Origin of the sequence: Gilliamella sp. BG2 (assembly GCF_046635645.1) — a bacterium.
Lineage (GTDB): Bacteria > Pseudomonadota > Gammaproteobacteria > Enterobacterales > Orbaceae > Gilliamella > Gilliamella bombi.
This window is the reverse complement of record NZ_JBIDFF010000009.1, coordinates 30,446-44,458: the sequence shown is the minus strand read 5'-3', so window position 1 is coordinate 44,458 and position 14,013 is coordinate 30,446. Positions and strand designations below refer to the sequence as shown.

Here is a 14,013-nt window from a genome sequence, read left to right as displayed (position 1 = left end):
AAAAACATTATAATGATGTTTATTTTCTATAAACACAATGTTGAATTATGTTATTGTTTTAACTTTATTTTAATAAGAAAGGAATATTATGACTCATTCTTCACATCCTTTGGTGCGTTTTTATTTTAAAATAGGGCTGATACCGCAGATTTTGTTGGGCTTAATATTTGGTATTATTCTCGCTGCGGTGTCGAAAGATACCGCATTAGCGATGTCACTTATAGGTGGGCTATTTATTAATGCTTTAAAATCAGTTGCTCCTATACTAGTACTCATTTTGGTAATTGCATCAATATCAAATCATCAACATGGCAAACAAGCCAATATGAGACCATTAATTGCTCTTTATTTTGTTGGAATGATGTTAGCCGCATTATTAGCAACCATTGCTAGTTTTTTATTCCCATCACAGATTTCATTTGGTGATACGTTAAATAACCTTGAACTTACACCGCCTAGTGGTATTGCTGCTGTTTTAAAAACCTTATTAGAAAAAATGATCGACAATCCGATAAATGCACTAATTAATGCAAACTATATTGGTCTTATCATTTGGGGTGTTGGTATCGGTTTGGCATTAAGACACTCTAGCCAAAGTACTAAAACAATGATGAATGATCTGTCTTATGCTATTTCTTTTATTGTAAGAATTATTATCCGCTTTGCTCCTTTAGGGGTATTTGGATTAGTTGCCTCAACGCTAGCTGAAACGGGTTTTGGTGAATTACTGAAATATGCACATCTATTGGTTGTGTTAGTTTCTTGTATGCTGTTTGTTGCATTGGTGATTAATCCATTATTAGCTTATTTAGTTATGCACAAAAACCCTTATCCATTAGTATTTACCTCTTTAAAAGAGAGTGCGATCCCAGCCTTCTTTACCCGAAGTTCAGCAGCAAATATTCCCGTTAATATGGAGATCTGTAAAAAATATAAAATGGATGAAGATACTTATTCGGTTGCTGTACCGCTAGGTGCTGCAATTAATATGTCAGGTGCTGCCGTTACTATAACAGTTTTAACTCTAGCCACCGTCAACTCAATGCCAGCTAGTGCTGGTATACATGTTGATATCTATTCTGCGGTATTACTTTGTATTGTAACTTCAGTATGTGCTTGTGGGGCATCAGGGATTGCGGGTGGATCGTTACTGCTTATTCCTGTCGCATGTAGTATGTTTGGTATACCTAACGAAATTTCAGCCAAAGTGATTGGCATTGGAATTGCAATTGGCGTTATTCAAGATTCGGTTGAAACCGCATTGAACTCATCAAGTGATGTTGTGTTTATTGGTGCGGTTTCATCAGCCGCGCAGAAGAAGAAAAATAATACGACTAAAAATTAAGTATTCAAGCCTATTTAATTGGTAACTCTGATTTATAACTGAGCATGGTGATTTGTTATTATCAGCTCAGTTTTTATTTATCCCTCACAACCAAACATATCACATTGCTTTTTCTCGAATGACTCTTTATTATTAAAAAAACATCTAATATTTAAGTGGATTATTATATTATTTAGATGTTCCGATACTATATGTGATGAGGAGACACTATGCCATTTAATGCCATTGTTTTATCGAAAGAAGAAAAAACGGGGTTTTCATGCTCCTTAAAGAGTATTAGTAAACAGCAGTTATTAGCGCAAGAAGGTGATACCTTAATCCAAATAACCTATTCAAGTATTAACTATAAAGATGCGCTAGCTTTAACTAATAAAAGTCCTGTTGTTCGACAGTGGCCAATGGTACCAGGTATTGATGGTGTTGGTATTGTGCTAGAGTGTCGTAGTGGTCGCTATCAAAAAGGCGATATAGTTATATTAAATGGATGGGGGTGTGGCGAAACTCATTGGGGATGTTTGTCACAATATGCTTATTTAAAATCTGATTGGCTAATACCCTTGCCCAACAAACTTACAAATTATCAAGCAATGGCAATTGGTACAGCAGGTTATACAGCAGGCCTTTGTGTCCAACGTATTGTTGATTTAGGTGTAAAACCACAAGATGGTATGGTTTTGGTAACAGGTGCTAGTGGTGGAGTTGGCTCAATTGCCGTTGCATTACTTACTAAACTTGGTTATCAAGTCACCGCATCAACGAGTAAAATTGAAGAAGATCATTATTTACGACAACTTGGCGCAGTTAATATTATTGATGGTCAAACCTTAAAAGAAACGGGTAAACCATTACAAAAAGAACTGTGGTCAGCTGTTGTCGATGCGGTTGGTTCGCACACTTTAGCAAATGCTTGTGCCCAAACTCAATATGGCGGAATTGTGGCGTGTTGTGGTCTTGCTCAAGGCATGGACTTACCGGCAACGGTTGCGCCGTTTATTTTAAGAGGTGTTTCGTTAGCTGGGGTGGATAGTGTGATGGCAAATTATGATAAACGTGTGGCAGCATGGAATTTATTGGCACACAATCTGGATGAAAAAGTGTTATCTCATATTAGTAATACAATCACACTAAATGATTGTGTTGAGGTGGCAAATAAAATGATTGCAGGGCAAATAAAAGGGCGTTTTGTTGTTGATGTAAACAAATGAATCTAGGTTTGACTAAACAGTAGTATTTTGATAATTACTGTTAATTACTTGTCCTACTCATTTGCTATAAAGTTAAAAAAAACAGCGATGTAATATTTACACCGCTTTTATTTATACCACTATTTATTGTCATTGATAATGACTAAAATGTTAGCAATGAAACGATCTTTATCTATTTTTAATTGATTACTTGATTATAGCCATTAATTACACTTTTAAGTTCCCCATTCAAAGAATCAACTTCTCTTTCTACAGTATTGGTCTGTAAATTTTTTAAAACTACTTTCATTTGATTAATCAATCCAGGTAAACGATCAACAAAACCGTCATAATACATATCGTTTAAACCTTGTTGTTTAATCAATTTATTTTTGCCTTTATTCGTCATTAATTCATTGGCTATGGATTCTATTTGTTGAATTTTTTGTTCAAGGGCTGATTTATCGAGATTTTTAAACTGGTTGTCTTCGTTAAAGCTTTCATTGATTAAATCGATAACATCTTCAGATAAATCCATGATTTCCATGCAATTGTAGTTAAGTGTTAACCCTTTGTTTTTTATTTCTGATTTTTGAAATGCATGGATTTCTTTGTATAATTTACCATAAGCCGCTAAAGCCACACTTTTTGCTTCAATATATTGGTTATAAAGCGTGTTCAAATTATTTAACAGTTCAGGTAATTTGGCAAAGTCATCCAATTTATACTCATTATCTAAATAATATTTAGCTATCTGATCATAAGCTAATCCTATTTCAATATATTTATCACTTAATGCTTTGCCTGCGGCATCAAGTTCGGGTAACTCTGGTTTAAATGCTAATAACTCAGTAATCAATTGTTTATATTCATCAAGCTCTTTTGGTCCTGGGTGATAACCGATAAAAAGTTTCGTTGGATTTTTTTTCACATAATTGACATCAATTTTACCGTTTTTATCACTGATACCTCTTAAAAAACCCTCAACACTGCTATCAAGATGATAAAGAGAAGAAGTCATCCTGCCATGTCCATTCCCTCTTAATTTATCTGCAGCTTGGGAGACATTAGCATTAAAAACATCTAGCCATATGTTACCTTTACGTGCTTTCAGTGCAAATTGCCGTGAAACATCTTCAGTAGTTTTAGACTTAGAAGATTTAACTTCTGAAGCTGCTGTTGGTTGTTGCGTTTTGTTTTCAGTTGGTTTGTCATCACAGCCAATCATCAAAAATCCAGCAATCAATACGGTTAAAAAATTTTTTTTCATTGTTTATCCCTTCATTTTTGTGTTCTAAATTCATTGAATTAATACTTTATTATCTTTTAAAGATTATTTCTAATAAAATATGAAATGAAATAAAAATTGTGATATTGGGGCTTAATTTTGTAATAAGTCTTATATTGTAGGAAAACACCGAGTTGCTTATATTTCATGGTTAAAATGATTTTTTAAAAACTCATAAGGCATTTTGTTGGAAATTATTTAACCTTTTGTTTTTTATCTTTGAATGGTGAACTATTTGCTGATCATTCCATTAAGGTATGTATTATTTTTTTGATTAACCCATTTATTTGAGGAATACCTGTTTCGTGAGTTTTTAATTGATATGATGGTGATCACACGCTTTACTAAGAAGGATTCTGAGAAGTTTTAATTATCAAATGATATTGACTCCTGAATCTGTTTACAAAAATATAATCTAAAAAGTGAATATTTTTGTAAATACCCTATAGTGCTTATCTGGAAAATTACGCTTACGCTGTTTGTTTTAGTGTTTTATATTTTATAGAAGTTGTGGTATTCAATATTTAACAGCACATTTCAGCGCTTAAATGGTTGTAAGGTTAACTATAATTTTTAGTCAAATTAGTGACAGTTATTTTTTGATAAAATTGAATTTATATTTTTTTAAATTGTAGTTTATTGATTTATATTTAAAAAAGATGGAGGAAGCGCAGGAAAAGTAAAATTCGAGCAACTCAATTGTTAGGATTAATTACTCTCTAGGTCTTTTAGCTGGAAGAAATCTTTTTTATTAACTAATTCTTTTTGTAATAGTGCTATAAAACTTATACTCCACTAAACGGTTATCATCTTGCAAATGTTGTTCAATGGTTCGTGTTTACATTAGGATTCATCATTTCAGCCTTTACAGTCATAATAATAGAAAAATTAAAATACAATATTAAAATAAATAGTCTATTTTTCATGTCCAGTTGACCTTATTAATTGATTCAAAAGTTGCTCTTGTAGATAGTGTAGCACGTTGTCTAAACTAAAAAAGTTATTACACTCTGTATTAATCGCTTTGATATATCCAATTTTATTCCTTGATTTGACACTATCAAGCTAACTTATTCACATAGTGCTTTATTTACACTTTTATATTTTTTTACACTAAAATCTGTTGAAGTTCGCATTATATGCTGTATATTTATCCATGTTCGTTTTTTGCCACGATAACTAAAAAAACAGTGGTGATGTTCTTTCGTTTAGTTTTTAGGAGTATTTTCTTGCACAAATTCAGTTGTATTGTGCTTGGCTGTGTTGATACATCTATTATTAATCAACTACCGTTGGTGGATATACCAGTTAGAGCTGGTTTCCCTTCGCCAGCTGATGATTATTTAGAAGCAAAACTCGATTTAACTGAGCATTTAGTCAAACACCCTAGTGCGACCTATTATATCAAGGCAATGGGTGATTCAATGGTGGATTATGGTGTTTTTAGTGGTGATTTATTAATTGTTGATCGCTCTTTAGAACCAGTAGTCGGTGATGTGGTCATTGCAGCCATTGATGGAGAGTTAACCTGTAAATGCCTTGGCGTAATTAATGGTCAATATCATTTATTAGCTGGTAATGCGCTTTATCCACCGATCTCATTAGCTGGTAAAGAAGTGCATATTTGGGGAGTAGTGATTCATACGATCCACTCTCTCAGAGGTCGTGGCTATTTGTGATTGGGTTAGTGGATTGTAATAATTTTTACGCATCTTGTGAGCGAGTATTTAATCCTAAGCTTGAAGGACAACCGATTGGTATTTTATCCAATAATGACGGCTGTGTCATTGCGCGATCGAATGAGTTGAAACCACTTGTTCCGATGGGTATGCCTGCTTATCAAATTTCCCCGAGTGTTCGTAAAAAAATCACCTTGTTGAGTTCTAATTATGAGCTATACGGTGATATGAGTCAGCGTGTTTTTAATACAGTGCGTGATTATACAGCAGATGTAGAACTGTATTCGATTGATGAAGCCTTTATTTCCTTAACAGGGTTCTCAGATGTTATTTCGCACTGTCAAACAATAAGAACCAAAGTCAAACGTGATACAGGTATCCCCGTCAGTATCGGTATTGCGTCAACACGAACTTTAGCCAAAATAGCCAATTATGTTGCTAAAAAACAACCCACTTATCAAGGAGTTTGTTATTTACCGAATAATAAACCTTTATTGAGTCGAGTCTTGCAGCAGTTTCCTGTGAGTAAAGTGTGGGGTGTTGGAAGGCGTATTTCAGAGAAACTACAATCGTTAGGCATCCAGACTGCATGGGATTTGCGGCAAGCAAACACTAAACAAATTAGACAGCAATTTTCCGTGATGCTTGAACGGACGGTGTTAGAGCTACTAGGTACACCTTGTATCGAATTGGATGATTTATCTATTCCTAAACAGAATATTATGGTTTCGCGTAGCTTTGGTCAGTTAACTGGTGAGCTATTTGATGTGCAAGAAGCGATTCTCGTTCATGCTAGTCGAGGAGCTGAAAAGCTCAGAAAGCAAAGTTCTGTGACTAGTGCCGTACAGGTCTTTTTAAAAACTAATCGATTTCGTGAGGATATCGTGCAATATCATCCTTCTATCGTGGTTCCACTGCATTTGCCTACAGATGATTCACGGCTCATTATTCAAGCCGCACAAAAGGGATTGCAGGCTATTTATAAACAAGGTTTTTTGTTTATGAAGGCCGGCGTGGTGTTACTTGACTTACAGGTTAAGCACACCGATACGCAGTATGAGTTATTTGAAACGTTCAATAATATAGAGCAAAAGCAAAAAAGTGATAAGTTGATGCAAGCACTGGATGCCATCAACCAGAAGATGGGTAAACATACGGTGCAATTAGGTACCGTAAGAAAGCAAGCCCCTTGGCAGATTAAACGTGAATTACTGACTCCGCGTTATACTACTCGGTGGGAAGAGTTGTTAATCGTTAAATGATTATTTTTTAGTTTGATTTAGTAAAACTATGATATTATCGATATAAATGTTTGAATTTAAGTCATTAAAGCAAACACAATTATTCTTATCTCGATTTGGCAATATCTATGATCATTTTCAATTGTGTAAGGTGCTTGTGCTCTGCTAAAACCTTTCGAGTTTTAGTCACATGTCAATTTACCGAATGGTCTCTATTACCCGAGTTTCACTCAAAATTATAAATAAAAAATTAGTTATCAAATTTAAACTCATATTAGAAAGTTAATTTGACAGTACCTTTGGAATTTATATACACAATTAATCACCTCTTGAATTTTTTTAACAACGTAGACGTAATGTACTAACAACTGATGATATTGCAGCAATCACACAAGCAATAGAAAAAATATATACACCAAATTCTGCGTTGGTACTCTCCATTAATCCATTTAATAGCGCAATTACCATAGCTACCAAAGCAGCACCGATTGACTGCCCAGTCGTTCTGGCTGTAGATAATACTCCAGACGCTGTGACTGTTCGATTTTTTGAAACATTGCTAAACATTTCCTTATTATTTGGCGGGAGAAAAAAACCATAACCAACGCCACAAATGACCACTCGCCACAAGAAGTCACTCACTGTTGCAGCTTCCGATAACAAAGCTAATGAACCTAAACCTATACAAAAAAACATCACGCCAATAGTAGATATATGGGTAGGATTAAAACGGTTTGACAGTCTTCCTGCAATAGGTGCGCAACAAGCTACAGCTAGTGGCCACGGTGAAAAGATAAAAGCAGACTCTAGCACAGAATAGTTATAAGTATGTTGTAAAACAAAAGGTAAGCTTACCAACGCAATTCCTTGAGCAACAAACATAGATAGGGAAGAGAGCACCGCAAAAGTGTATCGGCGTGAACAAAATATATCAAGCGGTAATAAAGGATGCTTTGAACGAGTCTGGACAGCAATAAATAGGATAAATAAGATCGTTGAAACCACTGCGCAAAATATCAACGAATGATTTTCCCAGCTACCAATTTGATCAACTGTAATCACCATCAAGCCTAATGCTCCTGCCGAGCTAATTGCTCCTGCTAAATCAAAGCCTTTTTCATTTTCATTATCTTTCCCTAATGAGATAAACGAAAAGATTATAGCAAACCCTCCAAGTGGAATGTTGATATAAAAAAGCCATGGCCAAGATAAATAAGAAATAATAATTCCTCCTAATGCTGGGCCGACAGCCGTACCCACCGCAAATACCATCGCATTTAGCCCAAATATTGTCCCCAACTTATAAGGTGGAAATATAACTCTGTACAGCCCCAACCCAACGCTAATCATTACAGCGTAACTAATTCCTTGTAGTATCCGCATAGTGACCAGAGCACTAAAGGTTGGAGAAAGGCTACAACCTAAGGATGAGAGCGTAAATAAAATCATACCAGCTGTATAAAAACGCTTTTCACCAATCCTCGATCCAAGCGATGCACAAATTAGCATCGTGGCTGCGCTGGCAACCTGATAGCCGTTGATAATCCAAATACTAGATGCAGAATCAATTTGTAACGTACAAGCAATGGAGGGTAATGCAATATTAACAATGGAACCATCTAATGCTGACATTAGCACCCCTATCAAAATGGCCGCAGCTGCAAAATAGCGCCTTGGTACATCAAAACCTTGCTCAAGAATACTGCTATTACTTACCAACGACATATTTACAGGTCCTTTATTATAATGAAATTATGCGCAAAGAATTTTTGTCTCTAAACTTTTGCTTTCGAGAAAGGTCATCATTCCAAGAGTCAATACTTCTTCTGGCCTAGCTATTACTGGATTACGAGGAGCTTTCCATTCCTACTTGCTACCGTTGATACGAATATTTCTGAGAAAGCAGTAAGCGGTGAGGACATAAAATAGATTGTGCATACTTTCACTAATCAGCGGAAGCATACCCTTAATCCCTCCTAAGGTCTTAACCATAGAGATCTATCTATAATGGGAATGCCCTGACTGTTTTTGCTGAATTGCACACTATTCATCAATCTCGAAAAATCGGCATCAGAAGAGGCAGCTATCGCACACCCTATCGAATCTAACAAACAAAAATGTGCCATGCGGATCGTATCATTATCAGAAGTTGTTTGCTCGTAGGCATAATCAACCAGATTATTCATTACTCTATCAAACTTAGTGTGCACCATATTTTATCCTATTTACGAGTAGAAAGTTTCAATAATTAGCTGTAATTAACACTAGATAACGTATCAAAGTCTATTCGGTTTATCATGCAACTATTTGATTGTGTCACTATTACGTTATAGAATAGACAAACGATATTAATGCTAAAATCATAATTCTCAGAATAATAAAAAACCAGTGAATAAAATCGTGATGTACATCGAAAAGATTGATACCCTAATAATATTATGTTGAGACAAGCTCATGGAATAGAGTTGTTAGATATGAAGGTTTATTTTTAGCCTAGTACTATTTTTGCTGCAACTATCCTACAAAAGCCCTCTTCTGATAACTAAAAATATTGTTGAAATATTTATTCAACACTTAGAAGGAGAGTTAAAATGAAGCTAGATGAACTTCTGGCGTTCGTAACAGTCGTAGACACAGGGAATATAACCCAAGCCGCAGAACGCCTAAATCGAGTGCAATCTAGTATTTCTCATCGAATACGAAGTCTGGAGGAAAAGCTAGATGTTACATTATTAGATAGGAAAATCGAAGGATGTCTACCTACTACACAGGGTAAGATACTTTATGAATACGCACTTAAAATGCTGAACCTAGCGAATGATTGTAAAAATAACATTTCCTACTCCAAAGATGGTCAGTTGACCATAAGAATTGGAATAATTGAGTGCTTACCCCCCTATATAATTACTGCTTTGATTGATTTTGGTGAAGAGTTGGGTTGGAACATCGATATTTCAATAGGAAACACGATCAGTTTGCTCAACGCTTTTGATAAAAACGAATTTGATGCAGTCATCATTGGAGCAGGCTTTTCTAACAAACGGCATACATGTTTCACATTACTTTCCAGCGAATTAGTGATTGTCACAGAAAAAAATCATTTACCAATCACAAATATATCTAGTCTAGACGGGGAAGTTTTTTTGTTAAGTAGTAAAAAATGTGCCACATCAACTCGCAATTTCAGTGTACTGTTTAATGAAGGTAACATTACGCCTAAACGAGTAATTGAATGTGGATCTTATCCTGTTTTGTTTTCAAACATAGCCGCTGGCAAAGGGGTCTCGCTGGTTTTACGTTGCTCAATCAGTAATGAAATTAAGAACAAAATAAAAATTCATCAGCTAGCTAGAGAGTTTAATGATTTTAAAATTGAGCTTATCTACCGTGTTGATTGTCCCTATTTGGATACTGATAAATTCATTGATATGATGATATCAATATTCCAAGATCCTCGGTTGCACGATATCGGTTATTAACTGACCTGCACGCATGATACTAGCTCAGACTATGCTATTGAAATATTTTAACACGCAAACTGTTCCACATTGCTCAGATATTAAAGGAATGGGAGAGTATCTTATTGACACAATCCCTTTCTCTCACAATACTATTATCCAAATTCAGAATATAACATTTATTCCGTTTTCAAGAAGGTGTACGTATATTGACAAAGGTTCTTTCTCGAAAATTTGCCAAAATTATTTTTATCAGAGGGACCTCAAAGTATTTCCTTTAAGCGTTTGATATCCGAAGTTTCCATTCCGCCGTATTTTTCTCGTCATTTATAGAAAGTTGAATTACCCATGCCATATTTACGGCACAGTTCTTTAACCAGAATACCCGCTTCAGCTTCTTTTAAAATAGCGACGATTTGATGTTCAGTCATTTTTTTCATAATTAAATCCCCTTTTCTTTTATCATAGAGAATTTTCTACTTTTTTGCTGTACTATTTTAGGGGATAGTTACAATTGATAGCTTACAAAATTATTAAATATGATTTGAAAAAACATTAGTTAATTAATCAGTAAGTACAATTTCATATCCTCTTTTAAGCTTTTGAATATAACCAAAACCTTCACATCCAAAATGAATCCCACTAACAAGAATGTGTTTAGAACTCACCATATCAAGGATGCGAATACGGGTTTCCGCTGCCAATTTAGGATCATAATCGAAAGCAATTGAGACATTTGGTTTTAAAAGTTGGATATGTGGAAAGTGGACAATATCACCCCAAATCAATAAACTACTATTTTCTCCCTCGACTTTATAACCAGTATGCCCTGGTGTATGCCCTTTTAATGGTAATGCATGTATACCAGCAAGTACCTCACCTTCATTAACTAACCGCAGATTTTCTTGATACTGTTTTAAAACATTGCGAGCAAAAATAAAATTACCTTTGACACGATCGCTGGAAGAAAAAAACTTTTTGTCATCTTTTAGATAATCATACTCATTTTGACTAATTACTAATTCTGCATTTGGAAATACTGCCTCTCCGCAGGAGTTGATCAAGCCACCTATATGATCGGGATGAGCATGTGTGAGTAATACGGCATCAATATCATTTGGTTTCACCCCAAGTTTAGCCAAATTATTTACTATCCTTCCTCCCCATCCTTTAAAACTACCTGCGCCACTATCAATTAAGATATTTTTACCTTTGTGTTGAACTAAAAAGGCATTAATGTGCACTGAATTAGGTTCATCTTGGCAGGCGTTTTGTTGAATGAAATAACACTCTGTCTCACTAATATTCGCCAGCATTCCAAAATCAACTTTTAAGTAGCCATCACTAACAGCAGTTACTTGTACCTCTCCAAGGTCCTTCATTGGCAATTTATCATTCATACAGTTACCTTTTAGTTTTTTGCGAAAATATTATTGGAATCATAAAGAAAGCAACGAATTCTCGCAATTACGCCGAACTTTTCTCTAATTAATAAATCAACCTGACGTGAGAATTCATTCATGACTGACTCACTACGAAAAATTTCTTGTCTAAGTTTAGCCTCAAAGTATACAGATTCCCCATAACCTACATCCGCAATTAGATAAGCTATATGGATATTATTATCTTTAGCTTTCAGAATCTCTTTGGTAAGTTTGGTCAAAGAAGTAGAAAAATCAGCAAAATCACAAGTTTCTAGGTGATGATCTGATGTTGTATAAATAGTAATACTGGGCATCGAATAACTTTTCCTATATGTAAGTATTTTAGTAATTGTGTGACTATATTATCCTTGATATTAATAAACGCATGCTTTTAATAACATCTAGATACCATTCCGAATTCGGCATCACTACTCCTTAGTTGATCAACATATCCAACCTGACTACCCGATAACGCTCGGTTAATCGCGGCATTTGCAAATCCCATAGGTGCAAATCCGTTCCCAGAAAGTGTAGAAGAATCAGCGTTGTTGCATTTTCAGGACCCTGTACATCATCGATATGCTGAGTTAATTTCAGTGGTCTAATAAACATTTATACCTCCATATAATTATTTTTACTTATATCATGTGGTTCCATATTGTTAATATTATTAGAATAATTTCTTTTCTTACGCTAATGGATAATTTCGATATCCGCATCGAAATGGTTGATGACCGGAAAAGAATTCATTAATTACAGTGGTACTGTCAAATTAATTTTTTCTGACTTTTTTAATAAACAGTTTAGCCGTTTTACTCTCTCTTTTTCTTGTATTAACAAATCAGAAGCAGATAATGTAAGATACTCTAACTGTGTTGATATTGCTGTTGTGCGCTTGAATCTATTGAGTGATGGAAGCATGATACATTACACTCACAAGGGAAAGAGTCGGGTGTCGCCGCCAAACAGGACTATTTCATTTGTATGTTTTTTACAAAAATCCACAAAAAAACTAGCCAACTATTTTTTAAACGGCTATACTTTTACCGTTATAGGAAAACAAGCTTATTAAATAAGCAGACAATTATAAAAAATCTAAATAAAACAAAATGTTACTTGACAGGTAGACAATAATGCATTATCATTTCTGGCACAAGGCACAAGGCACAAGCACTGGCAAACCTACGATTTAAATTTATTAAATAATCCTCTTCGCCGAGTTTTTGCACGAAACTCATTTATATTTTCCAAATTATCTCTCAAATTACCCCGAAAACTCTTGTTGGTGTTGGGCGTGTTATTATTGCCATATTCATGGAGTTTAGAAGCATTAACTAGTAAAAATGGTCGCGTAAAAAATCATCGTAGTGATGCCATAATATTACCGTCGTTCGAAAACCCGTGTCTAAAATATGGTACAGACGGAGATGCAGGTTCAGTTGATTTATGGATATGGATATCGAATCCTGATTATTTTGAACCAAGTGCGCCATTGGTTTGTTATGCTCAACCTAATTTATCAAACGATTCCAGTAATAATACTGTATATAAAGATTTAGATGGTCCTGATTGGGTAAAAGGAAAAGGATTTGTACCACAAGATATAAATAATCCACAACGTAATTTCCCATCGACAGGAACAAATAATGTTTATTTTTATTTATTATTAGCAAACGTAACGCCCGAAGAGATTATCTCAGCTAATGGCGCTAGAGTATTCCCGGAATCAGGGAGTGGAGTTAGTTTAGCTTTATCATCTGCAATAACACCAGGTTGGGGAAAAGGCTCACGAGATGTAGCTTTAAAGATAGTACTAAAAGGACCAGTAAACAGTAGTGCTAATAAAAATTTTAGTCCCTCTACATTTAAGCTTTATTCAGATAGAGCCAAAAGTAACGTCTTGTATAGCTTTAAAATTGAAAGATGGTATATAGCACAAGGGGTTGGTATAAATGCTTCAGCTAGTAAGACAAAAGATTATTGCAATCAAATAGGTTATCGGATGCCGAGTGTTGCAGATTATACTAATGCAAATAATGATGATATTTGGACAGGAGGTATTCCTGGAAGAAATATCAATGGTTATCGCCGACAATTAAGCTATCGCGGAGGTAATGGCAAGTGGATTGGTGGGCTAATTAATGAATGGGGAACTTTGTTTAATCATCCTAATCACTATTTAGGTCTTGACGACTGGGAAACTAAGCATCCTTATGATTGGTATTGGACAATCGATACATACAAGGGAAAATCAATTCGAGTCGATCTAGGGGATGGGGATTTAGGTTATGAATTAACTTTTAACCTATATAGAGCTGCTTGTGTTAAGCCTTAGTTAAATTTGTTTTATCTGTTCTGTAAATAGTTTGACTCCGTAACTTTTTATCGTGCTTA

The 14,013-nt window shown here is 34.9% G+C and carries 12 protein-coding genes and 2 pseudogenes; 7 read left to right on the top strand and 7 right to left on the bottom strand.

The genetic code is table 11. From position 1 onward, the window contains the following. The first annotated feature begins 88 nt into the window (after nucleotides 1-88). A complete protein-coding gene (gene sstT / locus ACGH6Q_RS05475; RefSeq protein ID WP_034915289.1) occupies nucleotides 89-1,345 on the top strand; it encodes a serine/threonine transporter SstT in 1,257 nt (418 codons plus the stop codon). A 209-nt stretch (nucleotides 1,346-1,554) separates the two neighbouring features. Next, nucleotides 1,555-2,550, top strand: coding sequence for an MDR family oxidoreductase (locus ACGH6Q_RS05470; protein ID WP_411592225.1), 996 nt, complete (start codon nucleotides 1,555-1,557; stop codon nucleotides 2,548-2,550). Between the two features lie 178 nt (nucleotides 2,551-2,728). On the opposite strand, the gene ACGH6Q_RS05465 is transcribed toward ACGH6Q_RS05470, so the two are convergent. Beyond that, nucleotides 2,729-3,799 (bottom strand): DUF3829 domain-containing protein, encoded by a 1,071-nt coding sequence (locus ACGH6Q_RS05465; RefSeq protein ID WP_065590829.1) that lies wholly within the window; start codon nucleotides 3,797-3,799, stop codon nucleotides 2,729-2,731. A gap of 1,247 nt (nucleotides 3,800-5,046) precedes the next feature. Here ACGH6Q_RS05465 and ACGH6Q_RS05460 point away from each other — a divergent pair. Next, nucleotides 5,047-5,496, top strand: coding sequence for a LexA family protein (locus ACGH6Q_RS05460; RefSeq protein WP_208610499.1), 450 nt, complete (start codon nucleotides 5,047-5,049; stop codon nucleotides 5,494-5,496). After that, nucleotides 5,493-6,758: a Y-family DNA polymerase gene (locus ACGH6Q_RS05455; RefSeq protein ID WP_411592223.1), complete on the top strand. Its 1,266-nt coding sequence runs from the start codon at nucleotides 5,493-5,495 to the stop codon at nucleotides 6,756-6,758. The genes ACGH6Q_RS05460 and ACGH6Q_RS05455 overlap by 4 nt, the downstream gene beginning before the upstream one ends. A 318-nt stretch (nucleotides 6,759-7,076) precedes the next feature. On the opposite strand, the gene ACGH6Q_RS05450 is transcribed toward ACGH6Q_RS05455, so the two are convergent. Both ACGH6Q_RS05450 and ACGH6Q_RS05445 read right to left on the bottom strand, forming a co-directional pair. Then, entirely contained in the window at nucleotides 7,077-8,462 is a 1,386-nt protein-coding gene (locus ACGH6Q_RS05450) for an MFS transporter (protein WP_174799033.1), read from the bottom strand. Nucleotides 8,463-8,713: 251 nt separating this feature from the next. Continuing rightward, nucleotides 8,714-8,950 carry a hypothetical protein gene (locus tag ACGH6Q_RS05445; RefSeq protein WP_411592221.1) on the bottom strand — a complete coding sequence of 79 codons (237 nt, stop codon included), beginning with the start codon at nucleotides 8,948-8,950 and terminating at the stop codon, nucleotides 8,714-8,716. Between the two features lie 378 nt (nucleotides 8,951-9,328). On the opposite strand from ACGH6Q_RS05445, the gene ACGH6Q_RS05440 reads away from it, so the two are divergent. After that, nucleotides 9,329-10,216 (top strand): LysR family transcriptional regulator, encoded by an 888-nt coding sequence (locus ACGH6Q_RS05440; protein WP_034915225.1) that lies wholly within the window; start codon nucleotides 9,329-9,331, stop codon nucleotides 10,214-10,216. A gap of 305 nt (nucleotides 10,217-10,521) precedes the next feature. Here the strand turns inward: ACGH6Q_RS05440 and ACGH6Q_RS05435 are convergent. From ACGH6Q_RS05435 to ACGH6Q_RS05420, 4 genes and pseudogenes are all read right to left on the bottom strand, one after another. Continuing rightward, nucleotides 10,522-10,635, bottom strand: a pseudogene (locus ACGH6Q_RS05435) (transposase); the annotation flags it as partial. 123 nt (nucleotides 10,636-10,758) lie between these two features. After that, a complete protein-coding gene (locus ACGH6Q_RS05430; protein ID WP_411592219.1) occupies nucleotides 10,759-11,595 on the bottom strand; it encodes an MBL fold metallo-hydrolase in 837 nt (278 codons plus the stop codon). 11 nt (nucleotides 11,596-11,606) lie between these two features. Then, a complete protein-coding gene (locus ACGH6Q_RS05425) occupies nucleotides 11,607-11,933 on the bottom strand; it encodes a hypothetical protein (RefSeq protein ID WP_411592218.1) in 327 nt (108 codons plus the stop codon). Between the two features lie 133 nt (nucleotides 11,934-12,066). Beyond that, nucleotides 12,067-12,231, bottom strand: a pseudogene (locus ACGH6Q_RS05420) (3-oxoadipate enol-lactonase); the annotation flags it as partial. Between the two features lie 118 nt (nucleotides 12,232-12,349). Here ACGH6Q_RS05420 and ACGH6Q_RS05415 point away from each other — a divergent pair. Further along, the gene (locus ACGH6Q_RS05415) at nucleotides 12,350-12,691 is read left to right on the top strand and encodes a hypothetical protein (RefSeq protein ID WP_143422161.1); all 342 of its coding nucleotides are present in this window, start codon (nucleotides 12,350-12,352) and stop codon (nucleotides 12,689-12,691) included. Between the two features lie 222 nt (nucleotides 12,692-12,913). Next, entirely contained in the window at nucleotides 12,914-13,954 is a 1,041-nt protein-coding gene (locus ACGH6Q_RS05410) for a hypothetical protein (RefSeq protein ID WP_411592215.1), read from the top strand. Nucleotides 13,955-14,013 lie beyond the last annotated feature (59 nt).

Coding starts and splice junctions, on each gene's coding strand:
- sstT (WP_034915289.1), top strand. CDS start 89: ATGACTCATTCTTCACATCCTTTGGTGCGTTTTTATTTTAAAATAGGG.
- ACGH6Q_RS05430 (WP_411592219.1), bottom strand. CDS start 11,595: ATGAATGATAAATTGCCAATGAAGGACCTTGGAGAGGTACAAGTAACT.
- ACGH6Q_RS05445 (WP_411592221.1), bottom strand. CDS start 8,950: ATGGTGCACACTAAGTTTGATAGAGTAATGAATAATCTGGTTGATTAT.
- ACGH6Q_RS05415 (WP_143422161.1), top strand. CDS start 12,350: ATGACCGGAAAAGAATTCATTAATTACAGTGGTACTGTCAAATTAATT.
- ACGH6Q_RS05465 (WP_065590829.1), bottom strand. CDS start 3,799: ATGAAAAAAAATTTTTTAACCGTATTGATTGCTGGATTTTTGATGATT.
- ACGH6Q_RS05425 (WP_411592218.1), bottom strand. CDS start 11,933: ATGCCCAGTATTACTATTTATACAACATCAGATCATCACCTAGAAACT.
- ACGH6Q_RS05470 (WP_411592225.1), top strand. CDS start 1,555: ATGCCATTTAATGCCATTGTTTTATCGAAAGAAGAAAAAACGGGGTTT.
- ACGH6Q_RS05450 (WP_174799033.1), bottom strand. CDS start 8,462: ATGTCGTTGGTAAGTAATAGCAGTATTCTTGAGCAAGGTTTTGATGTA.
- ACGH6Q_RS05440 (WP_034915225.1), top strand. CDS start 9,329: ATGAAGCTAGATGAACTTCTGGCGTTCGTAACAGTCGTAGACACAGGG.